Consider the following 24,335-nt stretch of genomic DNA (forward strand, 5'->3'; position numbering starts at 1 on the left):
CATCAGTCTAGCAGGCATTGGGCCGCTGTAAACGCATTTCTTATTGCAGGCCCAATTCCTTGGTTCCCTGGGTGGGTTCAATGCCGGCGCCGAGAAGCCGCCGAAGGGAAGCAAGGCGTACGGGGCCGGACTCTCCGGCTGCCCCGGAATCAACCCATCCGTCCAGTCCGCAATTGACCGCAGAGTCGTCGTGCCTGCACCCTCGTTCACATTCTCCCGTTCCGGGTGCGAGGTCAGGGAATGCAGCAAGGATGCGGTCGGCGTCGACGTGGGCGAGGCCGAAAGAGCGTATCCCGGGCGTGTCGATGATCCAGGTTCCGGGGGCCGAATCGGCGGCTTTCAGCGCGTACGCCGAAGATGAGGTGTGGCGTCCGCGGCCGGTCACCGCGTTCACGCCGCCGGTTGCACGATTCGCTCCAGTAAGGGCATTGACGAGCGTTGACTTGCCCACGCCCGAGTGGCCCAGAAGCACGCTCACCCTACCGTCCAGAAGACCCTTCAAACGTGCCACCGCACCGGGCGCTAAGAGGGCGGATGTGCCGCTGGCCGAGGTTGTTGCCACGGCATCGGGGGTGGACGCGGTCTGGCTGGTGATGATCGGCAGGTCAAGGTGCTCGTAATTGGCCAGCAGTTCCGCAGGATCCTTCAGATCCGCCTTGGTGACGCAGAGCAGCGGCTGGATGCCGGCGTCGTACGCGGCGACCATGGCGCGGTCGATGAAACCGGTGCGGGGTTCCGGGTTGGCGGCCGCCACTACGATCACCAGCTGTTCAGCATTAGCAACCACCGCGCGTTCCACCGGGTCGGTGTCATCGGCGCTGCGGCGCAGGAGAGTCAGACGATCCTGTATCCGCACCAGACGGGCCAGGGTGTCCGGCTCGCCGCTGACGTCTCCCACGAGGGAGACAAGGTCCCCGGCCACGACGGGGGAGCGGCGGAGTTCGCGTGCACGGGCAGCGATGACCACCCGCTCCGCCTCGGTGTCCTCGTCCACTATGGCTGTATACCGACCGCGGTCGACCGTGATGATGCGTCCTGTCACTGCATCGTCGTGGGCCGGGCGGTCTTTGGTGCGCGGACGGGAGCCCTTCTTGTTCGGCCTGATGCGTACGTCCGACTCATCCCAGGAGGAGGTCCCGCGCCGGGAACCGGCTGGTGTCACCGCGAGCCGCTCGATTCGGCCGTGGCCGTCAGCGCTTCCCAAAGGGCAGGGAACTGCGGCATGGTCTTCCCGGTCGTGGCGATGTTCTCGACCTCGACGCCTTCGACTGCAAGACCCAGGATCGCTCCAGCGGTGGCCATGCGGTGGTCATCATAGGTTTGGAAACGGCCGCCGTGGAGTGCGGCCGGACGGATGATCAGGCCGTCTTCGGTCTCTTCCGCGTCACCACCCAGACGCGTGATCTCGGCGACCAGCGCTGCCAGCCGGTCAGTTTCATGCCCACGCAGGTGGGCGATGCCCGTCAGCAAGGACGGTGACTGGGCCAAAGCGCACAGTGCTGCGACGGTGGGTGCCAGCTCGCTCGTGTCAGCCAGTTCAGCGCCGCTGACCACTCCTGATCCGCGGACCACGAGGGTGGAATCGTCGGTCAGCTCGACCTCCGCGCCCAGCATCGGAAGGATGGTCCGCCATTTCTCGCCGACCTGCGTGGTGTCTCGCGGCCAGTGCGGCATCCGGACGGTGCCCCCAGTTGCGACCGCGGCCGCAAGGAATGGTCCGGCGTTGGAGAGATCGGGTTCGATCCGTACGTCGAATGCGCCGATGACTCCAGGCTCCACACGCCAGGAATTCGGGACGGAGTCATCCACGGTGACGCCGGCCTCACGCAGCACCCGAACCGTCATGGCGATGTGGTCCAGGCTGGGAACCTTCGCGCCCGAATGCTGCAGGTGAAGGCCGTTGGTGAACCGGGCGCCGACGAGAAGCAGTGCCGAAACAAACTGCGACGAAGCGCTCGCGTCAATAACCAGCGGCCCGCCCTCAACCGCGCCGGAGCCGACGACGGTGAATGGGAGGGCGTCGTCGTCGTTCTCAAGCTGGACACCGAGGCCCCGGAGCGCGCTGATCACGGCACCCATCGGACGGCGACGCGCGTGGGGATCGCCGTCGAAGGCAGTCCGGCCGTGACGGAGCGCAGCCAGCGGAGGCACAAAGCGCATGACCGTGCCTGCCAGTCCGCAATCAACGCTTGCATCGCCCGACGCCCCATCGGGGATGGGGGTGACAAGAAGGTCCGGCCCGAAACTGCCGTCACCGTCGACCTCCTCGACACCGGCACCGAGCGACCGCAGCGCGGCGACCATCAGTTGCGAGTCCCGCGAATGCAGGGGAGCGCGCAGCCGGCTTGGTCCGTCGGCAAGCGCAGCGAGTATGAGGTACCTGTTGGTCAACGACTTTGAGCCGGGGACCTCAACGGTTGCATCGACGGGACCTTGTGCGTGGGGTGCAGGCCAGAATGACGTGGCCGATGGTGCAGCGGACAGCGCGTTCATTCCCCTTAGCTGCCCGTGACTTCCGAGGCGGTCTTGCGCACAGCCTTCTCGGCCTTCCTGATGCCCTTCTTGGTGTCGTGAGTGAGCGCCAGGGCGTTACGACGGGCATCTTCGGCGAAGTGTTCCGCGCGCCAGGCCCAGCTCGGACGGCCGTTTGTGTCCACCGCTGCAAGCAGCACGGCACCGATCAAGGAGATGTTCTTGAGGAGCTGATTGCGCCGGTCCTTGCGCGCCTTCGCTGTGGAGGAGTCGGCATTGTTGAACTCGACGACGGCATTGAGGGTGGACGTACCGACCAGTATGACCGCCGAAAGTCGGGAGAAACGCCCGATTCCCAGCAGCACGGCAGCACCGATATGTGCGGCGCCGAGTACCTTCGCTACGCGCTGTTCGTCGCTCGCCACCGATGCGGCGGAGGGCACCATCTTCGTGATGCGGTCCAGCGTGGGACGGAGGGCGGTGGCCGCGGCGTCGGTGTTCCGGAGCCGGTCAAGGCCCGTCAGAACGAAGCTGCTGGCAAGCAATGGGCGGGCGAATACACGAACAAGGGTCACAATGCCTCCTGGCTTCCAGCACCATCAAGGGCACCGGATCTACTCATGCGAACAAAGTCAGTTACAACCGTGGATGGATGAGTCTAGTTTTGCACCTTTAGCGCAACGAGGCGATCCAGTCCCGGGGCCTGCGACGGAATATCCCACCCCGGCTTCTGGTTAGCGATAGGGAAGCCCGGATGAGGCAGCAGACGATACGAGGAGCAGATGGGTACAGCGACATCGGTACGGGACCATTTTCCGCTTATCCAGGTGGACGCACCGGCACGGCCGGCGCCGCGCCGTCAGACCGTCGGACGCGTAGACTTTGCAGCAATGAATACCACAGCCGCGGCGGGACCCACCCCGACCGAAGATGAGGAACTGGATCTGTCCACCGAGTCCGTTGCGGAACGGACGGCGCGGTTCGAGCGGGACGCCATGCAGTACGTGGACCAGCTGTATTCGGCTGCCATGAGAATGGCTCGTAACCCCGCTGACGCGGAAGATCTGGTGCAGGAGGCCTACACCAAGGCTTTCTCCGCCTTCCATCAGTACAAGCCGGGAACCAACCTGAAGGCCTGGCTGTACCGGATTCTCACGAACACGTACATCAACCTGTATCGCAAGCGGCAGCGGGAACCCCTGCAGTCGAATTCGGACACCATCGAGGACTGGCAGCTCGCGAAGGCAGCCGAGCATACCTCGTCAGGGCTGCGGTCGGCTGAGGTTGAAGCACTCGATCACCTCCCTGACTCGGACGTGAAGCAAGCTTTGCAGGCAATTCCGGAGGAGTTCCGCCTGGCGGTCTACTTCTCGGACGTCGAGGGTTTCGCGTACAAGGAAATCTCGGAAATCATGAACACCCCCATCGGCACCGTGATGTCACGGCTGCACCGCGGACGCAAGCTCCTCAGGGACCTGCTGTCCGAGTACGCGCACGAGCGCGGAATGGGCGGTTCGGCACGCGCTTCCACCGGAGATGGTGGAACTACACAGGAGAACGGAAAATGAGCGACTGCCACAGCCTTGGCGACTGCGACGACTCACGCATCGAGCGGCTGTATGAGTACCTTGACGGGGCTCTCTCGCACGCTGACCTGGTCGAAATCAAGGACCACCTTGAGGATTGCCCGGAGTGCGCCCAGGAACACGATCTTGAGTGCCTCATCCGGTCTGTAGTGAAGCGCTCCTGCACAGAGGTCGCGCCTGCGAAACTGAAGTCGAACATTCTGGACCGGATCAGCCAGATCAAGACCGTCGACCACTAGCGTCATCTGCGCTCTGTTGATGGCCAGCCCCATACAAACAGAAGAACCCCCGTACGAGTACGGGGGTTCTTCTGTTTGCTTTGACTGTGATGTCAGGTGTTGGGGCGCTTACCGTGGTTAGCGCCGCCGCGCTTGCGATCACGGCGCTTGCGTGCACGCTTGCTCATGGCTGCCTCCTTACGTTGCCTATAGGGCTTTTGCCGATCGACCACATGGGTCCGGACTGCCCTCCAGTCTCCCACACCCGGACGCACTGAACCTAAACGGCCGGGGCAGTCGGCGGCTACCTGCTCGCACCGGTGCCTAGGATGGAACGGAATGATCCGAGCGACCCCGGAGCAAAGGAGCGCCGATGCGCGCAGTGTACGCAGAGTCCCTGTCCGCCCAGTCCCCGCTTGACGGGTTGAGGGTGGGAGAGCTTCCCGAACCGAAGCATCCCGGAGAATTCCGCAGGGTGCGTGTCCGGGCGTCCGCTCTGAACCACCACGATCTGTGGTCATTGCGGGGAGTGGGCCTCGGACAGGACAAGCTGCCGATGATCCTGGGCTGTGACGGCGCCGGAGTGGACGACGACGGTAATGAAGTCCTCATCCACAGCGTCATCTCTTCTCCCGACTGGCAGGGCGACGAGACGCTGGATCCCCGCCGCTCGCTCCTCTCAGAACTCCATCCAGGCACGATGGCCGATTACGTCTGGGTGCCGGCACGTAATCTGGTACCCAAACCGTCCGGTCTGAGCTTTGAGGAAGCAGCGTGCTTACCGACGTCCTGGCTCACCGCATACCGGATGCTGTTCACGACGTCGCCGGCCGCTCCGGGCTCCACCGTTCTGGTGCAGGGCGCGGGGGGAGGGGTCTCCACCGCGCTCATCCTGCTCGCCGGCGCGGCGGGCTACCGTGTGTGGGTGACCAGCCGCAGTGAGGCTAAACGTGAACTGGCCCTGAAGTTGGGAGCGCAGGATGCGTTCGACGCCGGTGCTCGCCTTCCGGAGCGCGTTGACGTCGTTTTCGATTCGGTCGGGGAAGCGACCTGGGCGCATTCGTTGAAGGCACTCAAGCCCGGTGGCGCCGTCGTCACCTGTGGCGCGACAAGCGGACCGAGTCCGTCGGCGGACCTCAACCGCGTTTTCTTCCTCCAGCTGCGGGTACTGGGTTCAACGATGGGCTCCCGCGATGAGCTCCAGCGACTGGCGGAGTTTCTTGCCGTCACTGGCGTGCGACCCATCATCGATTCCGTGTACCCGCTGGAAGACGCGCGGACCGGATTCGAACGGATGGCCAAGGGTGAGGTTTTCGGAAAGGTCATTTTCAACCACGGGAACTGAACCGCGACTTTCCGAGGGGGACGGCTACGGCCGCTGTTTCGATGAGAGCGACGCCCGGATTGATGCCTGTGCCTGGCGTAGGACTGTCACCACAGTTTCGGCGACGGCATCGCTGATTCCCTGCTCGGTCTCGGCGGCGTGTCTCCGCAGCTCCATGCGAACGTCGTCCCGGAACTGGTTGACGACCATTTCAAGTTCCTTCAGCGATCGCCGCTGGTCGGAACGGCTGCTGTCCGCAGCCGCCTGCCGTCCGGACCGGCGCGCACTTTCGGCCGACGCCGCAAGGTCCGCCCGAAGGCCGCGCATGTTTGCCCGGATCTCCTCCCGCAGGCCATCTGCGAGCCGGCGTATTGACGCGGAGATGTCCTCCTCGATGTCAGCAAGCTCCCCGCGCCGTTCCGTTAGTTCGCGGCGCCCTTCTTCGGTAATGAGGTAGGTGGTTCGACGCCCCTGTGCCTGGGTTGACACCAAGCGCTCCGCCTCCAGCTTGGCCAGCCGCGGGTAGATAGTGCCTGCGCTGGGGGAGTAGGTCCCACCGAACCGGTCTTCAAGGGCCCGGATTATCTCGTATCCATGTTTGGGGCCGTCCTCAAGGAGTGCCAGCAGATAGAGACGCAGAGCGCCGTGGGCGAAGACAGGGGGCACTAGTGCCCACCGTCCTGTGCTTCGCCGGCACCCTGCTCGGCGGCTGCGTCCGGGGAACGATGGAAGATCGCCACATCACCCGAAACAGAGTTGGCCCGCACCGTCAGGGTGGAGCCGGAGGAGCCCGGCTCGATGAACGTATTTTTCCCGTGACCGGTGAATTTTCGGTTGTTCACGGAGAGGGAGCCCGAAACGGTGGAGGCCGCGACGTCGACTCCGAGCGTCTGCGACAGCCGTACGACCAGGTCACCGGAAACGGTTCGCGCGGCCAGGTCCCGGGGCTCCCCCAGGAGGTCCAGGGTGACCGCCCCGCTGACGCTATTGGTGCGGATGCTTTCGCAGTAGCCCGAGGCTGTGACCTCACCCGAAACGGTCTTGATCACCAAATGCCCGGAGTGATGGCGCACGATGGCCTCCCCGCTGACGGTATTGACCGTCAGCCTTCCGGAGGTGTCATCGGCCATGATGGAACCGGACACGGTGTCGATGGATGTGTCCCGCGTACCGCACGCCAGTCCGTCGCCGCTGACAGTCCTCAGCGCAACAGAGGTTCCTTCGGGTACCGCGATGCTGATGACGGCGGCTTCCTTCGGCTTGCCCAGAATTACCTGGCTCGTGACTCCCAGCCAACTCCGGGACGACCCGCTGAGGTGCGAGATTTCCAACGCGCCCCCGTTCAGGCGGACGTCGATCGGCTGCCCCTTGACGTCGGAGACCTCCACCCGGGTTGTCGGCTCATCATGCACCAGGATGTCAATGCGCCCGGCGATGATGCCCGCCTTCACGGACAGCACGTCATCGAACTCAAGGGTCTGAGGAGTTCCGATCTCCCAACGGTCCTGCTGCATGGCTGCTCCTGGGGTATGGATGGAGGAGAAACGCGATATATCGCGTTAAGATCACGATATATCGCGTCTTCAGGTCCAGGCAAGGCAGCTGGGCACTTTTTCTTAGAAGTGCCGTCAGAGCGGCGCTGGAATCTCCAGCCACTGGAACCAGCCTCGGTGCAGAACCAGCCACGCCATGAGCCCATAGCCCGCCTGACCGGGGCCGCCGCCGTTCGCCGCCAGATCGGAGCGCCACTGTTCATGCGCGTGCAGGGGAGTGAATGTATCCACGAAGACGTGTTTGCGGCGCGTGGTTACGTCCGCGAAGGCCGCGGAGAGATCGGCGAGACGGCGGTTACGGTCAGAATCCAGTCCGGGCGGCGGACCGACAACCAGAACTTTGATGCTCATTTGCGCTGCACCGTCGAGAATGTTGGCAAGGTTCAAGCGACTGCGCGCGGTAGAGATATCGAGATCGAGGTCGCGATCGGAGAGCGCGATGACCAGCCGGTTCTCCGTGTGAGCCGAGAACCTCCGACCAGCTTCCTCCAGCCAGCGCGCAGCGAGCGCTTCGGTACCCTCACCGGGGGCTGCCAGGCTGAACGCTTCGAGCGTGGCATTGTCCGGGGTGGTACGCGCCAGGACACGGCCAATCCATCCCAGAGCACGGGGATCACCCAGACCCGCAAGGAGTTCGTCTCCCACTGCGGCAAGCCTTATTCTGCGCTGTTCCACTTATCACCTCGGGTTTGCTGGTCGTGGTCGGTTCTCGATAGGGCAACAGGGCGCCCAACTGGTCCGGGAAACGCCAATGGGCAGGGTCTCCAACAGACCCTGCCCATTGTACGTTCGGGCTTCAGGCTCGCTTAGCCGCGGTCGAATGCCTTCTTGATGAGAATTTCCTGCTCCACAGCGTGGTGCTTCGCCGATCCGGTTGCCGTCGAGGCCGAGGCCGGACGGGATGCCAGGCGAAGCGGGCGATCCAGATGCTCAGGGAGGTTGAGGCCAATGAATGGCCAGGGTCCCTGGTTGGCCGGTTCATCCTGTGCCCAGACCAATTCAGCGTTCGGGTACGCTGCGACGGCGGCCTTGATTTCTTCGACCGGAAGCGGTGCAAGCTGCTCAACGCGCAGGATAGCGGTTGAGGTGTCATTCGCCTTCTGGCGCGCGGCCGCGAGATCGTAGTAGAGACGGCCGGATACCAGGAGGACACGTGTGACATCCGCCGGGTTGAGGCCAGCGCTGTCTTCGATTACCGGCTTGAAGCTACCCTGCGTGAAGTCTTCGACGCTGCTTGCTGCCGCCTTGAGGCGCAACAATTGCTTCGGCGTGAAGATGATGAGCGGCTTACGCGGGCGGCTGTAGGCCTGCCTCCGCAGCAAATGGAAGTGTGATGCAGCGCTGGTGGGGTTGGCGACCACCATGTTGTCTTCCGCACACATCTGCAGGAAACGCTCGATGCGGGCGGATGAGTGGTCGGGGCCCTGTCCTTCGTAACCATGCGGGAGCATGAGTACCAGTGACGAACGCTGTCCCCACTTCTGCTCAGCGGACGAGATGAACTCGTCAATGATGGTTTGCGCACCGTTCACGAAGTCGCCGAACTGCGCCTCCCAAAGCACCAGCGCGTCCGGCCGCTCAACGGAGTACCCGTACTCGAAGCCCATCGCTGCATACTCCGACAGGAGGGAGTCGTAGATCCAGAACTTCGCCTGTCCCTCACTCAGCTCGCCAAGCGGCAGCCATTCAGTGCCGTTGGCGCGGTCGTGGAAGACCGCATGGCGCTGTACGAAGGTTCCGCGACGCGAATCCTGCCCGGCAAGCCGCACCGGCACGCCTTCCATGAGGAGGGAGCCGAAAGCCGCGATCTCGCCGAAGCCCCAGTCGATCCCCCCTTCGCGGGACATCTGCTCGCGCTTCTCGAGCAGCGCTTTCAGCTTGGGATGGACTGTGAAGCCCTCCGGGAAGTTCAGGTGCGCCTTGCCGATGTGAGCCAGCGTCTCGGCGGTAATGGCCGTGCTCGCCGGGACTCCCACGCCGCTGTCCGCACGCTGCGAGATCGGCCGCTCGATATTCGAGACGGCTGCTGCGTCCTTGGTAACCACCGGAATAGGCGAGGTTTGGGCAGCATGCGTTTCGGCGAAGACCCGCTCGAGCCGCTCCTGGTAATCGCGCAATGCCTGCTCGGCTTCTTCCTGGCTGATGTCACCGCGCCCAATCAGGGCCTCGGTGTACAGCTTGCGAACTGAGCGCTTGGCTTCGATCAGGTTGTACATCATCGGCTGGGTCATCGAGGGATCGTCGCCCTCATTGTGACCGCGCCTGCGGTAGCAGACCAAGTCGATGACAACATCCTTGTTGAACCGCTGACGGAACTGGTACGCGAGCTGCGCCACGCGGACCACAGCTTCCGGATCATCTCCGTTCACGTGGAAGATCGGTGCCTGCACCATCTTCGCCACGTCGGTGGAGTACACCGAGGACCGGGATGCGGTCGGTGAAGTCGTGAACCCGACCTGGTTATTCACGATGATGTGGATTGTTCCACCCGTACGGTACCCGCGCAGCTGGGAGAGATTCAGTGTTTCCGCCACGACACCCTGACCGGCGAAGGCCGCGTCGCCGTGAACCAGGATCGGAAGGACCGGGAAAGTGTCGCCCTGGTCCAGGCGGTCCTGCTTGGCCCGGACGATACCCTCAAGCACGGAGTCGACCGCCTCGAGGTGCGACGGGTTGGCGGCGAGGTAGACCTTCGTCTCATTGCCGCTGTCGGAGGTGTAGGTGCCTTCAGTGCCGAGGTGGTACTTCACATCTCCCGAGCCCTGCACTGAGCGGGGGTCCTGAGTACCTTCGAACTCGCGGAAGACCTGGGCGTAAGTCTTGCCGGCGATGTTGGTGAGTACATTCAGGCGGCCGCGGTGAGCCATGCCGATGGCGACCTCGTCCAGTCCGTCGTCGGCCGCGTCCGAAAGGATGGCGTCCAGCAGCGGAATAAGCGACTCGCCGCCTTCCAGCGAGAACCGCTTCTGCCCGACGAACTTTGTCTGCAGGAAGGTCTCGAAAGCCTCTGCAGCGTTCAACCGGTGCAGGATACGCAGTTGTTCCTCACGGCTTGGCTTGGAGTACGGGTGTTCCAGCTCGTCCTGGAACCATTGCCGTTCCTCCGGGTCCTGGATATGCATGTACTCGATGCCGGTGGTCCTGCAATAGGCATCACGCAGAACCCCGAGGATGGTCCGGAACTTGAGAGCAGGCTTTCCGCCGAACCCGCCGGTCGGCCATTCGCGGTCCAGGTCCCAGAGCGTCAGGCCGTGGGTACGGACGTCGAGGTCGGCGTGCTTGCGCTGCACGTACTCCAGCGGGTTTGTGTCCGCCATGAGGTGGCCGCGCACCCGGTAGGCATGGATGAGCTGCTGGATCCGGGCCACCTTGTTGATCTCGTCCATCGGATCAACCTGGATGTCCGCGCTCCAGCGCACGGGCTCGTAGGGGATACGCAGGGCTTCGAAGATTTCGTCGTAGAAGTTCTGCTCGCCCAGCAGGAGCTGGTGCACAATCCGCAGGAACTCTCCGCTGCCCGCACCCTGAATGACCCGGTGATCATAGGTGGAGGTGAGGGTGATGGTCTTGCTGATCGCATGTTGAGCCAGCGTCTTTTCGCTGGCGCCCTGGAAGGCTGCCGGGTACTCGAGGGCTCCCGCTCCGATGATGCAGGCCTGGCCCTTGGAGAGCCGGGGAACCGAATGTACGGTGCCGATGCCGCCGGGGTTGGTAAGGGAGACAGTGGTGCCGGCGTAGTCGTCAGCGCCGAGCTTGCCTGCGCGGGCGCGCTTGACGAGGTCTTCGTAGGCATGCCAGAACTCGGAGAAGTTGAGTGTCTCCGCCTTCTTGATGTTTGGCACGACCAGGAGGCGCGTGCCGTCCGGCCTGGGCATGTCGATTGCGAGGCCGAAGTTCACGTGGGCGGGCTGTACCGCTGCCGGCTTGCCGTCGACCACGTCGTAGTACACGTTCTGCGAAGGGAACTGCGCGAGGGCTCGGATGATCGCGTAGCCGATGATGTGGGTGAACGAGACCTTGCCGCCCCGGGCACGCTCCAGATGGTTGTTGATGACCACGCGGTTGTCGATCAGCAGCTTCGCAGGAACAGCGCGAACGCTGGTGGCGGTGGGAACCGTCAGGCTGGCATCCATGTTCGTGGCGATCGCCTTGGCGGGGCCGCGAAGAACCGTGACGGTGTCTTCGTCCATCTCCGGGTTCAGATCCGACTTCGGGAGCTGGGCCGGGATGGGAGCCTTCTCTGCCTTGGGCTCGGTCTTGGGTTCCGCCTTCGCGGCGGGCTTTGGCGCAGCCGCCGGCTTCGCAGTTTCCTTGGCGACAGGAGGAGTGCCTGTTTCCTGGGTTGCAGCAGGGGACTCGCCGGAAGCCTTGGGAGCATTTTGCTCAGTTGAGACGACGGGAAGCTCCCGTGTTGGGGGATGGGCTTCGGAACCAGCCGACCGCCCGGCCGCGTGCCGCCCATTGTCAGAACCGGTGTTCTCAGCCTCGAAGGATTCGAAAAGGCTCCACCACTTCTTGTCTACGGAGTTCCGGTCCTGCCGGAATTGCTCGTAGAGCTCATCCACAAGCCATTCATTTCCGCCGAATTCTTCCGGTAGACGGTGGTTGGGTTGTTGTGGCACTTGTTATACGCCCTCTTCCGTGAGTTGCCCTTGGCCCAAAAAAGGTTACGTCGGCGCTCGCCTGACCCTGTTGACCTGCACTTCAGTCTAATGACAGTTTCAGGCAACAAGCCAATCTCTACCGCTTCCTTGCGCTTATGTTCCGATCCGGTTCAGAAGCGGTCCGGATCGGCCACAAAAACGGCATACACTCGCTTGTGTAACCGACTGCAGGAGCACCCGTGCGTTTCATCAACACGCCCTCAACCGACCTCACTTATTCGGACGTTTTCCTAGTGCCATCGGCGTCCGAAGTCATCTCGCGGTTCGACGTCGACCTGTCCAGCGATGACGGAACCGGCACCACCATCCCCCTAGTGGTGGCGAACATGACCGCCGTGACTGGCCGCCGGATGGTGGAAACCGTGGCCCGGCGGGGTGGACTTGCCGTACTGCCGCAGGACGTTCCTACCCGGGTGATCAGCGAAGTCACCCAGTGGGTGAAGCAGCGCGACCTGGTGTTCGAGACACCGCTGAAGCTGCACCCCGCAAACACCGTCATTGACGCACTGCACCTGATCAATAAGCGTGCTCACGGCGCCGTCATGGTCGTCGATGACTCCAACCGCTGCGTCGGAGTGGTCCATGCGGCCGACTGCGAGGGCGTGGACCGCTTCGCCTCCCTTGAAGCGGTGATGCGGACGCGGCCGCTGATCCTCGACGCAACACGTTTCTCGACTGACCGGGACGCGGCCCTCCAGCAGGCTTACGAGGAACTGGACGCCGCCGGTGTATCGCTGGCAGCAGTCCAGCAGGATGGTGAGCTCGTCGGCGTTATCACTCGCAAGGGCGCGCTTCGCTCCACCATCTACCAGCCCGCGACGGACAGTCAGGGGCGTTTGCGGGTGGCGGCAGCCGTCGGAATCAACGGCGACGTGGCAGCGAAGGCCGCCGAACTTCTCGACGCCGGTGTGGATGTTCTCGTTGTTGATACGGCGCACGGCCACCAGCGCAAGATGCTGGACGCGCTCAAAGCAGTGACAGCGCTCGATCCGTCGGTTCCCGTGGTTGCCGGAAACGTGGTGAGCGCAGACGGCGTTCGCGACCTCGTTGAGGCGGGCGCTTCGATCATCAAGGTGGGCGTGGGTCCGGGTGCCATGTGCACCACCCGAATGATGACGGCGGTGGGCCGTCCGCAGTTCTCGGCTGTTTATGAGTGCTCACAGGCTGCGGCCGAGCTCGGCGCACATGTGTGGGCAGACGGCGGCGTCCGGTATCCGCGGGATGTGGCGCTCGCGCTTGCGGCTGGGGCCAGCCAGGTCATGATCGGCTCCTGGTTTGCGGGTACCTATGAGAGTCCCGGCGATTTGCAGACCGACGGCCAGGGGCGCCAGTACAAGGAGAGCTTCGGCATGGCTTCCGCCCGCGCCGTCCAGAACCGGACGCAACGGGACGATGTATTCGCTCGTGCTCGCAAGGGATTGTTCGAGGAGGGCATCTCGACCTCAACCATGTACCTCGATCCAGCCCGCCCTGGGGTTGAGGACCTGCTGGACATGATCACGGCAGGGGTACGCAGCTCGATGACGTATGCAGGCGCGCGTTCCCTCGCAGAGTTCCGTGAGCGGGCAATAGTCGGCGTGCAATCCGCCGCCGGCTACGAAGAGGGTCGTCCGCTCCAGCAGAGCTGGTAGAACCGCGTCGGCCGCAGTGATTGAAGCGCCGGCGGCCCTTCGGGTGCTGTAAACTGGAGATCTTATGGACAGTTCCTCTAGGGGCCGGCCCATGGCGCGCACGCAGCGAGAGGCAACATCGACCCGATGTGCAGCGCAGCCATCCAGTGCCGGCAGACCCCGTTCACTTGCCCATCACTCAGCTTCCGCGCGTACTGCCACAGGCGGTTCGCCTCGGGCTGGGCTTCCCAGTGCGGACGCCGGCGGCGATGCCGTCTGCGGTGACGCCGTCTCGGAGCCGTCTCAACCGGAGGACTCCTCCGAGCCGACGGAACCTCCGAAACCCGTCCCGCCCGTTAGGTCCGCCACGCCGCTGACCGCCCCGGCGGTGATCGCGTAGTGGAATGGCTCTATCTGGTTGCCGGTCTCCTGCTGATCCTCGGCACAGGCTTTTTCGTCGCAGTCGAATTCGCACTGGTCGCACTTGACCAGACGTACGTGCAGAGAGCGGTGGACGAAGGCGACAAACGCGCGGAACCCCTGCTGAGGTGTTTGAAGTCGCTGTCGACCCAGCTGTCCAGCTGCCAGTTGGGCATCACGCTCACCACGCTGCTGACCGGCTACGTCATGGAGCCCTCAGTGGGCCGGCTGCTGGAGACGCCCCTGGCCTCACTCGGTGTGCCGGATGCTGCAAGTGCATCCGTCTCCCTCGTCCTCGCCATGGTGTTGGCAACCCTGCTTTCGATGCTGATCGGCGAACTGGTGCCGAAGAACATGGCTATCGCGCTGCCTTTCAAGGTCGGCCGGACGCTGGCGCGTCCCCAGCTGATCTTCACCGCCATCTTCAAGCCCGCCATCGTCCTCCTCAACGGCTTCTCGAATCGTGTGCTTCACCTGTTCGGGCTCGAAGCGAAGGAGGAGATCTCGGGCGCACGAACTCCGTCTGAACTTTCCTCCCTGGTCCGACGGTCAGCTGAACTCGGCACGCTGGACCAGGGCACTGCTACGTTCCTGGCACGAACGTTCAGTTTCTCGGAGCGCACGGCAGCGGACGTGATGACGCCCCGTATCCGCATGGCAGCCGTCGAATCGGACCAGACGGTAGCCGACGTCGTTGATCTTGCACGCAGGACGGGCTATTCACGCTTTCCTCTCATCGGGGACTCACCCGATGACATCCGCGGGGTGGTGCACGTCAAAAAGGCGGTTGCCGTGCCGCGATCCAGGCGCGCAGAGCTGCCGGCCGGCACGATCATGACCGATGTCCTGCGCATCCCCGAGACTGTTCACCTTGACTCTCTGCTCAGCGAGCTCCGGGAAGCGAACCTGCAGCTTGCCGTCGTGCTGGATGAGTACGGTGGAACGGCAGGGGTCGTCACTCTTGAAGACCTGGTGGAGGAGATCGTTGGAGAAGTTGCCGACGAGCATGACAAGCTCAAGCCGGGCGTCCTGCAAAGTGCGGCCGGCAACTGGTTCTTCCCGGGGATCATGCGGCCGGATGAGGTCAGCGACCAGATTCCCAACCTTGTGGTGCCTGACGAATCCGGTTATGAGACAGTCGGCGGCTTCATGATGTCCGTCCTCGGCCGGATCGCCGAGACAGGTGACCGCGTGGAGGTGTCCGGCGGAACTCTTGAGGTGGAACGTATGGACGGACGCAGGATCGACCGCATTAGTTTCCTTCCTGCAGAGCCGGAGGACGCCGGTCACTCCGGATCCGGCCCAACTGCAGTGGGAGGTTCCCGATGAGCGACTGGGCTGGAATTCTCTGGCTGGTCATCCTGCTGGTCGGCAACGCATTCTTCGTCGGCGCCGAGTTCGCGGTCATGAGTGCGCGTCGAAGCCAAATTGAGCCTCTCGCTGAACAAGGCCTGAAACGTGCCCGCACCACCCTCTGGGCAATGGAACACGTTTCGCTCATGCTCGCCTGTGCGCAACTCGGTATCACCGTCTGCTCCCTGCTGATCCTTCAGGTGGCAGAGCCCGCCATTCACCACCTGATGGTGGTCCCGCTCGAGGCGATCGGTCTGCCGGAAGCGCTGGCCGACGGCGTCGCATTCGGCATCGCGCTGGCCCTGGTAACCTTCCTGCACGTGACGTTCGGGGAGATGGTGCCGAAGAACATCTCGGTATCCGTCGCCGACAAGGCAGCACTGTTCCTCGCGCCGCCGCTCGTCATGGTGGCGCGCATCGTTCATCCCGTCATCTCTACGCTGAACTGGACCGCCAACCATATTCTGCGCGCACTGCGCATCGAGCCGAAGGACGAGGTCACTTCCTCCTTTACGCTCGAAGAAGTGCAGTCCATTGTGCAGGAATCGACGAGGCATGGTCTCGTGGACGACGACGCGGGGCTGATCAGCAGTGCACTGGAGTTCTCCGGACAAACGGCCGGAACCGTCATGGTGCCGCTGGACGAGCTGGTTACGCTTCGTACCGATTCAACTCCTGAGGAATTCGAAAAAGCCGTTGGGCGCACGGGGTTCTCCCGTTTTGTCCTCGTGGATGAACACGACAACCTCACGGGTTACATGCACCTCAAGGACGTCATGTCGATGCCGGAAGGCGCCTACTCGCGTCCTATCACGGAGAACAAGGTGCGGGCTCTGGCCAACCTGAGCGTGGACGATGAGATCGAGGACGCGCTGGCAACAATGCAGCGCACCGGCTCCCACCTCGCCCGGGTAATGACCAGTGACGGGCAGGCGCGGGGCGTGCTCTTCCTGGAGGACGTTATCGAACAATTGGTGGGCGAGATCCGGGACGCTACGCAGAACCAGGGACTTCGGAGAACCGGAGAGTTCCTCCAGGACGGCGGAGACCTGCGAACCCGACCGGCACGCTAGTCTCCGGTGAGGCAGCGGGGGTTCCCATCGGAGTACGGGGACCTCCGGCCGTCATGGCGGGAACGTCAGTCCCATCCTTGCTGAGGAGTGGCACAGGTATCCCGGAACACGTACTGCGAGGGTCGCTTGCGTTGACGGCTGGACCAGTCGATAGCAGGCCGGCGCTGCTTCTCGGGAAGGTAGCCGAGGCGGTAGACCGCCATCAGCTCAAGACCGTCCGGCACACCAAGAATGGCCTCAACCCGGCTCCAGTTCTCCGGAACTTCCATCGGGAAGGAGACAAACTGGATGCCCATCCCGAGCTCCACGGTGGTCAGCCATACATTTTCCATCGCGGCGCCCATGCTGAAGACGGAATAGAAGCCGGACAGTTCGCCTGGTCGATACTCGCTCCTGTCCAGCATGACGCCCAGTAGCAGCGGGGAGCCCGCAACGAGCTTTCTGTTTTCCTCGCCGAGGGTCTGGGGGACGCGGAGCTTGTTCATCAGCGTCTGACCGGACGGAGTGAACACCTTCCTGGTGAATGGGCGGAGCAGCGCCGGAAGCTGGTCGAACAGCATGCCGTCCCTCCGCTCCTCCATCTCGGATTCGCTGAAGCGGAAATAGCGCTTGTAGCGCTCGAAGAACGTTCCCTCAGCCATGACCTGCGTCATGCTCTCGCCGCTGATGGCTGCAATCCTGCCGATGGTGTCCTGGTCCTCAACGAGGACAAAGCGCCATGGCTGGCTGTTCAGCTGTGACGGCGCAGCGCCGGCCACCTGCATCAGAACCTTCTGGTGCTCTGTGCTCACGGGCTCGGACAGGAAGGGACCGTTCGTGGTCTTTCGGTTGAATACGACATCGAGGAATTCCACGGGTGTCCTAATGGTTGCGGTTCACGTTCGGAGTGCGACTATCAGGCTCAGAATATAGAACGGCAGCGGAACCAGCGCAGCCCAGATATGCCGGTAGGGGTGGCGTCGAGCCGACCCGGCGTACGGCAGGGCGACCAGCGCCACCAGCGCAGGAATGAGGAACCACCCTGCCGTGCTGGAACTCCACCACAGGGAACTCAGCGCAACGAGGCCGAGGCTGAGGGTCGCGACATACAGCGCGTGATGGATGCAGTGGAATCCCTGCGAGTTGATCAGCCCGGTCCGCACTGACGTGCCGAAAGCCGCGTTCGCGGCGTAGAGCCCAAAAGCCAGCGCGACGACGCCGGCTGCACCGTTCATGCTTCGGCACCTCCGCGGAGAAAGGGTCAGGAAGGATCATCGTCGCACCATTCCTACGCCGCCGCACAAACTGCGAATGATTCGCGTTTAGGTTAGAGTTGACCTTGCCCTGATGGCCTGACCCTCTCCCCAAAAAGATCGAGGATACTCATGCGCTCCGTTCTCGCGCGAACCACTGCGGTTCTCTCCGCTTCGGCCCTTCTGCCGCTGGCGTTGGCTGGCTGCGGCCAAAATGCCGATGGAACGGCCTCCGCCGAGGACGCGGGCACTCTTCAGGTGGTGACTTCCACGAACGTCTACGGGAACATAGTCGAATCCGTCGGCGGTGACCTCGTGGAAGTGACGGCGATCGTCGACAGTTTGAGCCAGGATCCGCACTCCTACGAGGCGACGGTGCAGGACAAGCTCGCTGTATCGAAGGCTGACCTGCTGGTGGAAAACGGCGGCGGTTATGACCCCTTCCTGCACACGCTCGCTGATTCGGTCAAGGTGGATCATGAGTATGTATTGAGCGCCGTCGACATCGCGGGAGTAGCAGGCGGGGAAGAGGCCCACGCCGAGGAAGAGGCTCACGCCGAGGAAGAGGCTCACTCCGAGGGTGAGCACGGGCACGGCTCCTTCAATGAACACGTCTGGTACAAGCTGGACGCCATGGCCGATCTTGCAGGCGCTGTGGCGGAGAAGCTGGCCGCACTCGATCCCGACAACGCGGAAACTTATGAGAGCAACGCTGCGACGTTCGAGAAGGACATCGCCGCGCTGCTTGAGGAGGCGCAGGCACTGGCTCGCGAGGCTGAAGGTAAGTCCGTTGCCGCTACTGAGCCGGTGCCTGCCTACCTCCTGGAGGCGGCGGGCCTTGAAGACGTTACCCCCGAGGATTACTCGGAGGCCATCGAGGAGGGCTCCGATGTTCCGGTGGCTGCCATGAGCGAGATGCAGCAACTCGTGGAAAGCGGCTCTGTTGCTTTCCTTGCCTACAACGAGCAGACCGAAGGCGCGCAGACGCAGGCGGTCCGCAGCTCCGCGGAGAGCGCCTCCGTGCCCGTGGTCAGCTTCACCGAGACGGTGCCGGACGACGCTGATTACATCTCCTGGATGACCACCAACATCCAGAACATCGCCGAAGCATTGAAGTCCTGACAGAATTGGCCAGTACCCTCCCTTCCCAGAACCAAGGAGACCGCGTGGCCAACGACGGCGGTGCTGCAGCACGCCCCGTAGTCAGCCTGCGCTCAGCTTCACTTTCCTTCGGCCGTCGCACTCTGTGGCACGACCTGGACCTGGACATCCGGCCCGGGGAGTTTCTAGCGGTGCTGGGTCCGAATGGGTCGGGCAAGACCAGTCTTCTTCGGGTTCTTCTCGGCCTGCAGGACCTGGATTCGGGAACGGCCACGGTGAACGGCCACGCCCTGCACCGGGGAAGCCGTGCCTTCGGCTATATCCCGCAACAAAAGTCCTTCGCCGCCGAAACGCCACTTCGTGCCCGTGACCTGGTGGGGCTGGGAGTGGACGGACACCGTTGGGGCTTTCGCCGCGCGGGATCGGCGTACCGGCGAACCGTCGATGCACTCCTCGAAAAGGTGGGAGCGTCGTCGTACGCTGACGCCCCGGTCGGCCGATTGTCGGGCGGAGAGCAGCAGCGGCTCCGCGCCGCCCAGGCGCTCGCAACTGATCCGCAGGTGCTGCTCTGCGACGAACCGCTGCTTTCACTGGACCTGCACCACCAGCAGGCAGTGAGCCGGCTGATCAACGACCAATGCCGGGAGTACAACACCGCGGTGGTATTCGTGACCCATGAAATCAATCCCATCATTGAGTACGTGGACCGCGTTCTGTACCTTGCGGGCGGACGTTTCCGCGTGGGCACACCGAAGGAAGTTATGACCAGCGAAGTGCTGTCCGACCTCTATGACAGCAGGGTCGACGTGATTCACAACAACGGCCGCATCGTTGTGGTCGGTCTGCCTGACGCCACCACGCACCATCATGCCGAAGTTGCGCACCCGTGAACCTCGAGGAAATGCTGAGGGCCATCTTCACCTTCGACAACTACGCCGAGCTGCTGCCCCTGGTGCAGAACTCGATCTGGGCCGGCGCCGTGCTGGGCCTGTTGGGCGGGCTAATCGGCACCTTCGTGATGATGCGGGACCTTGCCTTCGCGGTCCACGGGATTGCTGAACTCTCCTTCGCGGGTGCGGCGTTCGCCCTGCTCGTCGGCGCGAACGTTGTATACGGTTCCCTGGTCGGGTCCGTGATTGCGGCGCTGCTGCTCGGGCTGATGGGCATTCGGGCACGGGACCGCAACTCGATCATCGGCGTCATCATGCCTTTCGGCCTCGGCCTGGGGATCCTGTTTCTGGCGCTCTACGAGGGCAGGGCCGCGAACAAATTCGGTTTGTTGACCGGACAGATTGTTTCTGTCGATCAGGTTCAGCTGACACTCCTGGCGGGATGCGCGGTGGTTGTCATGGCCGCACTCGGCGCAATCTGGCGCCCACTCACCTTCGCCAGTGTGGACCCGGACCTGGCTGAAGCCCGGGGAGTACCGGTCCGCGGGCTGTCGCTGGTGTTCATGTTCCTACTGGGAGTGTCGGTGGCGCTGTCCATTCAGGTGGTCGGCGCGCTGCTGGTGCTCGCGCTGCTCATTACCCCGGCCGCCGCAGCCCTGAAGGTTACGTCGTCGCCCCGCCTGGTCGTGTTGCTCAGTGTTGTGTTTGCGTGCACGTCAGTGGTGGGCGGAATCCTGCTGGCACTGGGGGGACGGATCCCGATCAGCCCCTACGTGACCACTATTTCCTTCGTGATCTACCTCGTGTGCAGGACAATCAACTGGCGACGCTCGAAAAAGGCGACGGCCTCGGAGTCGCGTGCGGTCCAGCCCGCCTAGTTCGCCCGGTTCCTAGTCCTTCGCGGCAGTGCACTCCGGGCATAGTCCGTAAATCTCGACTGTGTGGGCTACATCGGTGTAGCCGTACTCCCGTGCCATCCGTGCCGCCCACTGCTCAACGGCCGGAGCCTCGATCTCCACGGCCCTTCCGCACTTGCGGCACAGCAGGTGATGGTGGTGGTGCTCGACTGCGCAGCGGCGGTACACGGCCTCGCCCTCGCCGTTCCGCAGGACGTCCACGAGGCCGTCGTCGGCCATCGACTGCAGGATTCTGTAGGTCGTGGCGAGGGAGACCGACTCACCGCGTTCATGAAGTTTCCGGTACAGCTCCTGTGTGCTTACGAAATCGTCGAGCTCATCGAGGGTAGCGCCGACGGCCCGGCGCTGCTTGGTCACGCGTTGTTCCGGTCCTTTGCGGACGGGCTGTGCTGCCTCCGATGACATGCCTGGCTGGTCACCTTCCTGTCCTCGATTGACCCGCGTCAAGGGTAGCACCGGGCTGGGGAAAAGCCCGCGGCGCCGCCGCTGACAGGCTGCACCGACGGCGGTAGTCTGGGCGGATGTTGATGACGAAGTTCACTCATGCGTGCGTCCGGCTGGAGAAGGATGGTTCCGCCCTCGTGCTGGATCCAGGCAACTTCTCGGAGGTCGAAGAGGCCGTTGCCGGAGCGGCAGCGATCCTCATCACTCACGAACATGCGGACCACTTCGACGTGGAGAGGATCGCTGAGTCGATGCGATCTGATCCCTCACTGGAGGTCCATGCGCCGGCTGGTGTCGCGTCGCAGTTGACGGAGGCGCTGGGAGATGACGGCGGGGCGCGCGTTCACGCGGTGGATCCTGAGAGCAGCTACGCCATCGCAGGCTTTGACGTGAGAACCTTCGGCGGGCAGCACGCGCTCATTCATCCGCACATCCCGGTGGTGAAAAACATCGGATACCTGATCGATGACAACCTCTACCACCCGGGTGATTCTTTCATCGTCCCGCACGGCGTCCAGGTGAATACGCTGCTTGTGCCGGTCCACGCTCCCTGGTCAAAGACCGCCGAAGTGATCGACTTCGTCACGGCCGTCCGCGCGCCGCGGGCACACCAGATCCATGATGCGCTGCTGAACGAAACGGGCCTTGCGATGGTCGAAGGCCATGTTGCCCGCCTGGGGAAGCACTACGGCACTGACTTCGAACATCTCGAGCCGCGCCAGAGCGTCACTGTCTGAAGCGTCACTGTCCAGAGCGTCACTGTCTAGAGCGTCACTGCCTAGGGAGCGTTCGACGGCGAGGGTGCGTGTGACCGCGGGGACACCGTGTAACTGGCCACTTCCTTGAGCCGTGGAGTTCTGGGGTCGCCTTCGGCCACACCGGTGGCCCACTGCAGCCTCAGTCCGTCATCGCTGTCCTCCAGCACGGCCAGGTTGTTGTCGAACCACGGCCCCTTGATGTTCTCCCAGGAGAACGGCGGCTTCGGAACCCTCACCGAACGCGCCACCAGGGCACCGATGGGGCTTGCGACTCCGTAGGACATCGCCACAGTGGCGAAGCGGAGCGCCCGCGGGAGCGGGTTGCGGATGGGGGAACACACTGCCTGAAGGATACGGCTGCCCGAGGACCGGTTGACTTCCGCGATATAGGAGAAGTGGACATCGCCGGAGAGGAATGTGACTGTCTGCGGTGCCGGCCCCCGTTTCCCATCGGCGACCTCCGTTGCCAGGTTTGCTACCGCCCGGAAGCTGCGCTGGAACGCCCCCCAGTGCTCGAGGTCGAGCGCCTGACGCAGTCCCTCTCCGATCCGCGACCCCTGCTTCCCCCAGGCGCCTTCCGCGAGTGCCTCGTCCCATGACTCGATGTGGTGCAGGCCGCGAGGGAGAAGGAAGGGGAGCGAGGTTGCCACGAGCAGATGCCTCACGCCGCCCTGGAAGTGCTCGTTCAGCCAGGCCAGTTCCGACTCGTCCAGCAGGGAACGCCGACCGGGGTCCAGGACCCGCGCAGCGCGCGAATCGACGGTGATGATCCGGACGTCACCGATGTCCCGGAAGTAGCTCCAGCGGTAACTGACCGGATCCGAGTCGGCCTGCTCGGCGAATGATTCCAGCTCGCCGGTCAGATCCAGTTCACCGGGGCCGTCGTGGGACGTGATCCTGTTCCACAACGGATCCTCCGCTCTCGCACTGGGTGAGAGGTTGCCGAGGTGCTGGTACACCCAGTAAGAAGCAAGTCCGGCAACTATCCTGCCGTGCCACCAGTCGGTGGCATGCATCTTCTCCCTCCAGGTCAGCGACGCATTCCAGTCATCGCGGATGTCGTGGTCGTCGAAGATCATCGCGCTGGGAAGGGTGGAGAGTAACCAACGGTTTGCTTCGTCCGACCACGCGAGCTTGTAAAGATGCGCGTACTCCTCGTAGTCCTTCAGTTCCTCGCCCGGCGGTTCCGACAACGACCGGCGGGACTCGATGAAGTCCTGCATCTGGCTGCTCGTCGAGTCGGCGTACACCTGGTCACCGAGGAAAGCGACTAGGTCGGGACGGACGCCGTCGTCGTTCGCGACATGCAGCGCATAGGCACGCAGGGCATCCACGCCGTGAGTGGCGTTGCCCATCCTGTCGTGGGGGACACTTGTCCGGCACGATCCGAAGGCGAGCCGCAAGCGCCTTTCCGGGTGGAGGGTCCGGATGGATGAGGGCGGGAATTGTGAGACAGGATCCGGCCAGAGGCGCTCGCCGTCTAGCTCAACGGAATACTCGAGAGTTTCCCCGGGAGGGAGGTCCCGCACCTCCACCAGCGCGTAGTGGTGGTCATACACCGCAAAGGTGGGCGCGGCGGCTTTGCCTCCGCCGACCCGCACCACCACCGTGCATGCTTCGCTTGTTTCCAGCCACACCGTGGCAGAGGTTTCGTCGACATACCGGAGCATCGGTCCGAGCACCAGGGAGACTGTCATTACCCTGTTGTACTCCCTGACGGCGCGGAGGGCCAGAAGCTCGGCGGGCAACCGGCGCGGGCATGGCTTGGTGCGTTCCCGGAGCTGTGATGAACTTGGTTCACACCCTGACCGGTGTGCCACCGGTCACACTTCATAAGGAGATCTTCATGGAGACTCTGATGGACGTGCAGGCGCTGCGGAACCGGATGACCTCCGGTCAGCAGACCGTCCTGCTGGATGTTCGTTGGGCGTTGGGCAACCCCCACGGCCATGAACAGTACCGATCAGCTCACATCCCCGGCGCCGTCTACGTTGACCTGGAAGCCCAGCTTTGCGCCGGCGCGTCACTATCCGAGGGACGGCATCCGCTTCCGGAACCCGTAGAGCTTGAAGAAGCGGCCCGCCAGTGGGGAATCAACGACGGTGATGTCGTTGTCGCCTATGACGACACGGGTAACCTCGCCGCTGCACGCCTGTGGTGGCTGCTTCGGAACGCCGGCCTGACCAGTGTCTACCTTCTCGACGGGGGACTGAGTGCCTGGCAAGCGGCGGGTTTTGAGACGGAGCGCGGCGAGGAGCAGCATTGCCTGGGCGATGTGAACCTGAGCTCGGGCCATATGCCGGTTCTGGCGATCGAGGACGTTTTGTCGTTCACCGAACACGGTGTCCTTCTCGATGCAAGGGCACCTGAGCGGTTCCGCGGCGAGGTCGAGCCGGTCGACCCGAAGGCCGGTCACATCCCGCGTGCTGTCAGCGCACCGACGACCGGTAATCTCACGCCCCAAAAGACCTTCCAGCCGCCGACTGAGCTGCGTCGCAGGTTCGCAGCGGTCGGGATCACGGAGAGCGCCGACGTCGCCGTGTACTGCGGTTCAGGCATCACCGCCGCGCACGAGATAGCTGCCCTTGAGGTTGCCGGTTTCCGGGCGGCGCTGTACCCGGGATCGTGGTCGCAGTGGTCCCAGCGCGCTGATCTGCCGGTGGCAACCGGTCCGTGACGGTCGCCATTTGCTGATCGGCTGGATAGCCCGGATATGGAAG

At 63.5% G+C, this 24,335-nt stretch carries 23 protein-coding genes; 11 read left to right on the forward strand and 12 right to left on the reverse strand.

Annotated features, from left to right (window positions below):
- Window positions 1–40: 40 nt before the first annotated feature.
- Genes rsgA through AC5RU3_RS03445 form a run of 3 tightly spaced genes read right to left on the reverse strand, consistent with a single transcriptional unit; the run spans window position 41 to window position 3,047 of the window.
- Window positions 41–1,162, reverse strand: coding sequence for a ribosome small subunit-dependent GTPase A (rsgA, locus tag AC5RU3_RS03435; RefSeq protein ID WP_309070751.1), 1,122 nt, complete (start codon window positions 1,160–1,162; stop codon window positions 41–43).
- A complete protein-coding gene (gene aroA / locus AC5RU3_RS03440; RefSeq protein ID WP_309070752.1) occupies window positions 1,159–2,493 on the reverse strand; it encodes a 3-phosphoshikimate 1-carboxyvinyltransferase in 1,335 nt (444 codons plus the stop codon). The genes rsgA and aroA overlap by 4 nt, the downstream gene beginning before the upstream one ends.
- A gap of 5 nt (window positions 2,494–2,498) precedes the next feature.
- Window positions 2,499–3,047: a DoxX family protein gene (locus AC5RU3_RS03445; protein WP_309070753.1), complete on the reverse strand. Its 549-nt coding sequence runs from the start codon at window positions 3,045–3,047 to the stop codon at window positions 2,499–2,501.
- Window positions 3,048–3,254: 207 nt separating this feature from the next.
- Between AC5RU3_RS03445 and AC5RU3_RS03450 the strand changes: the two genes are divergently transcribed.
- Window positions 3,255–4,040 carry a sigma-70 family RNA polymerase sigma factor gene (locus AC5RU3_RS03450; protein WP_375164386.1) on the forward strand — a complete coding sequence of 262 codons (786 nt, stop codon included), beginning with the start codon at window positions 3,255–3,257 and terminating at the stop codon, window positions 4,038–4,040.
- Window positions 4,037–4,297 carry a mycothiol system anti-sigma-R factor gene (rsrA, locus tag AC5RU3_RS03455; RefSeq protein ID WP_309070755.1) on the forward strand — a complete coding sequence of 87 codons (261 nt, stop codon included), beginning with the start codon at window positions 4,037–4,039 and terminating at the stop codon, window positions 4,295–4,297. Before AC5RU3_RS03450 ends, rsrA begins: the two co-directional genes overlap by 4 nt.
- Before the next feature lie 92 nt (window positions 4,298–4,389).
- Here rsrA and AC5RU3_RS03460 read toward each other — a convergent pair whose 3' ends face one another.
- The gene (locus tag AC5RU3_RS03460) at window positions 4,390–4,464 is read right to left on the reverse strand and encodes a 50S ribosomal protein bL37 (protein ID WP_369299106.1); all 75 of its coding nucleotides are present in this window, start codon (window positions 4,462–4,464) and stop codon (window positions 4,390–4,392) included.
- Between the two features lie 185 nt (window positions 4,465–4,649).
- Between AC5RU3_RS03460 and AC5RU3_RS03465 the strand changes: the two genes are divergently transcribed.
- On the forward strand, window positions 4,650–5,621 hold the full coding sequence (locus AC5RU3_RS03465; RefSeq protein ID WP_309123746.1) for a zinc-binding dehydrogenase: 972 nt from the start codon (window positions 4,650–4,652) through the stop codon (window positions 5,619–5,621).
- A 24-nt stretch (window positions 5,622–5,645) separates the two neighbouring features.
- Here the strand turns inward: AC5RU3_RS03465 and AC5RU3_RS03470 are convergent, their stop codons facing one another.
- From AC5RU3_RS03470 to AC5RU3_RS03485, 4 genes are all read right to left on the reverse strand, one after another.
- Complete coding sequence (locus tag AC5RU3_RS03470; protein ID WP_309070757.1) at window positions 5,646–6,266, reverse strand: PadR family transcriptional regulator; 621 nt, start codon at window positions 6,264–6,266, stop codon at window positions 5,646–5,648.
- Complete coding sequence (locus tag AC5RU3_RS03475; RefSeq protein ID WP_309070758.1) at window positions 6,266–7,114, reverse strand: DUF4097 family beta strand repeat-containing protein; 849 nt, start codon at window positions 7,112–7,114, stop codon at window positions 6,266–6,268. The genes AC5RU3_RS03470 and AC5RU3_RS03475 overlap by 1 nt, the downstream gene beginning before the upstream one ends.
- A gap of 114 nt (window positions 7,115–7,228) precedes the next feature.
- The gene (locus tag AC5RU3_RS03480; RefSeq protein WP_309070759.1) at window positions 7,229–7,828 is read right to left on the reverse strand and encodes a GDSL-type esterase/lipase family protein; all 600 of its coding nucleotides are present in this window, start codon (window positions 7,826–7,828) and stop codon (window positions 7,229–7,231) included.
- Between the two features lie 131 nt (window positions 7,829–7,959).
- On the reverse strand, window positions 7,960–11,775 hold the full coding sequence (locus AC5RU3_RS03485) for a multifunctional oxoglutarate decarboxylase/oxoglutarate dehydrogenase thiamine pyrophosphate-binding subunit/dihydrolipoyllysine-residue succinyltransferase subunit (protein WP_309070760.1): 3,816 nt from the start codon (window positions 11,773–11,775) through the stop codon (window positions 7,960–7,962).
- A gap of 221 nt (window positions 11,776–11,996) precedes the next feature.
- Between AC5RU3_RS03485 and guaB1 the strand changes: the two genes are divergently transcribed.
- The 3 genes from guaB1 (at window position 11,997) to AC5RU3_RS03500 (ending at window position 16,273) form a co-directional block, all read left to right on the forward strand.
- A complete protein-coding gene (guaB1, locus tag AC5RU3_RS03490; RefSeq protein ID WP_309070761.1) occupies window positions 11,997–13,448 on the forward strand; it encodes a GMP reductase in 1,452 nt (483 codons plus the stop codon).
- Window positions 13,449–13,826: 378 nt separating this feature from the next.
- Entirely contained in the window at window positions 13,827–15,176 is a 1,350-nt protein-coding gene (locus AC5RU3_RS03495) for a hemolysin family protein (protein WP_309070762.1), read from the forward strand.
- Entirely contained in the window at window positions 15,173–16,273 is a 1,101-nt protein-coding gene (locus tag AC5RU3_RS03500; protein ID WP_309070763.1) for a hemolysin family protein, read from the forward strand. The genes AC5RU3_RS03495 and AC5RU3_RS03500 overlap by 4 nt, the downstream gene beginning before the upstream one ends.
- A 65-nt stretch (window positions 16,274–16,338) precedes the next feature.
- Here AC5RU3_RS03500 and AC5RU3_RS03505 read toward each other — a convergent pair whose 3' ends face one another.
- Together AC5RU3_RS03505 and AC5RU3_RS03510 are read right to left on the reverse strand one after the other, a co-directional pair.
- Entirely contained in the window at window positions 16,339–17,127 is a 789-nt protein-coding gene (locus AC5RU3_RS03505) for a nitroreductase family protein (protein WP_493964869.1), read from the reverse strand.
- Between the two features lie 21 nt (window positions 17,128–17,148).
- Window positions 17,149–17,487: a hypothetical protein gene (locus tag AC5RU3_RS03510; RefSeq protein WP_493964870.1), complete on the reverse strand. Its 339-nt coding sequence runs from the start codon at window positions 17,485–17,487 to the stop codon at window positions 17,149–17,151.
- Window positions 17,488–17,637: 150 nt separating this feature from the next.
- On the opposite strand from AC5RU3_RS03510, the gene AC5RU3_RS03515 reads away from it, so the two are divergent.
- Genes AC5RU3_RS03515 through AC5RU3_RS03525 form a run of 3 tightly spaced genes read left to right on the forward strand, consistent with a single transcriptional unit; the run spans window position 17,638 to window position 20,374 of the window.
- Window positions 17,638–18,627 (forward strand): metal ABC transporter substrate-binding protein, encoded by a 990-nt coding sequence (locus AC5RU3_RS03515; RefSeq protein WP_309123748.1) that lies wholly within the window; start codon window positions 17,638–17,640, stop codon window positions 18,625–18,627.
- Between the two features lie 44 nt (window positions 18,628–18,671).
- Window positions 18,672–19,496 carry a metal ABC transporter ATP-binding protein gene (locus tag AC5RU3_RS03520; RefSeq protein WP_309070767.1) on the forward strand — a complete coding sequence of 275 codons (825 nt, stop codon included), beginning with the start codon at window positions 18,672–18,674 and terminating at the stop codon, window positions 19,494–19,496.
- Window positions 19,493–20,374, forward strand: coding sequence for a metal ABC transporter permease (locus AC5RU3_RS03525; protein WP_309070768.1), 882 nt, complete (start codon window positions 19,493–19,495; stop codon window positions 20,372–20,374). Before AC5RU3_RS03520 ends, AC5RU3_RS03525 begins: the two co-directional genes overlap by 4 nt.
- Window positions 20,375–20,386: 12 nt before the next feature.
- On the opposite strand, the gene AC5RU3_RS03530 is transcribed toward AC5RU3_RS03525, so the two are convergent.
- A complete protein-coding gene (locus AC5RU3_RS03530) occupies window positions 20,387–20,818 on the reverse strand; it encodes a Fur family transcriptional regulator (protein WP_309070769.1) in 432 nt (143 codons plus the stop codon).
- Window positions 20,819–20,934: 116 nt separating this feature from the next.
- On the opposite strand from AC5RU3_RS03530, the gene AC5RU3_RS03535 reads away from it, so the two are divergent.
- Window positions 20,935–21,594, forward strand: coding sequence for an MBL fold metallo-hydrolase (locus AC5RU3_RS03535; protein WP_493964871.1), 660 nt, complete (start codon window positions 20,935–20,937; stop codon window positions 21,592–21,594).
- 41 nt (window positions 21,595–21,635) lie between these two features.
- On the opposite strand, the gene AC5RU3_RS03540 is transcribed toward AC5RU3_RS03535, so the two are convergent.
- Window positions 21,636–23,312 (reverse strand): alkaline phosphatase D family protein, encoded by a 1,677-nt coding sequence (locus AC5RU3_RS03540; RefSeq protein ID WP_493964872.1) that lies wholly within the window; start codon window positions 23,310–23,312, stop codon window positions 21,636–21,638.
- Between the two features lie 149 nt (window positions 23,313–23,461).
- On the opposite strand from AC5RU3_RS03540, the gene AC5RU3_RS03545 reads away from it, so the two are divergent.
- Window positions 23,462–24,292, forward strand: coding sequence for a sulfurtransferase (locus AC5RU3_RS03545; protein ID WP_458115274.1), 831 nt, complete (start codon window positions 23,462–23,464; stop codon window positions 24,290–24,292).
- The last annotated feature ends 43 nt before the right edge of the window (window positions 24,293–24,335 follow it).

It is taken from the genome of Arthrobacter sp. MDB1-55 (genome assembly GCF_059092925.1).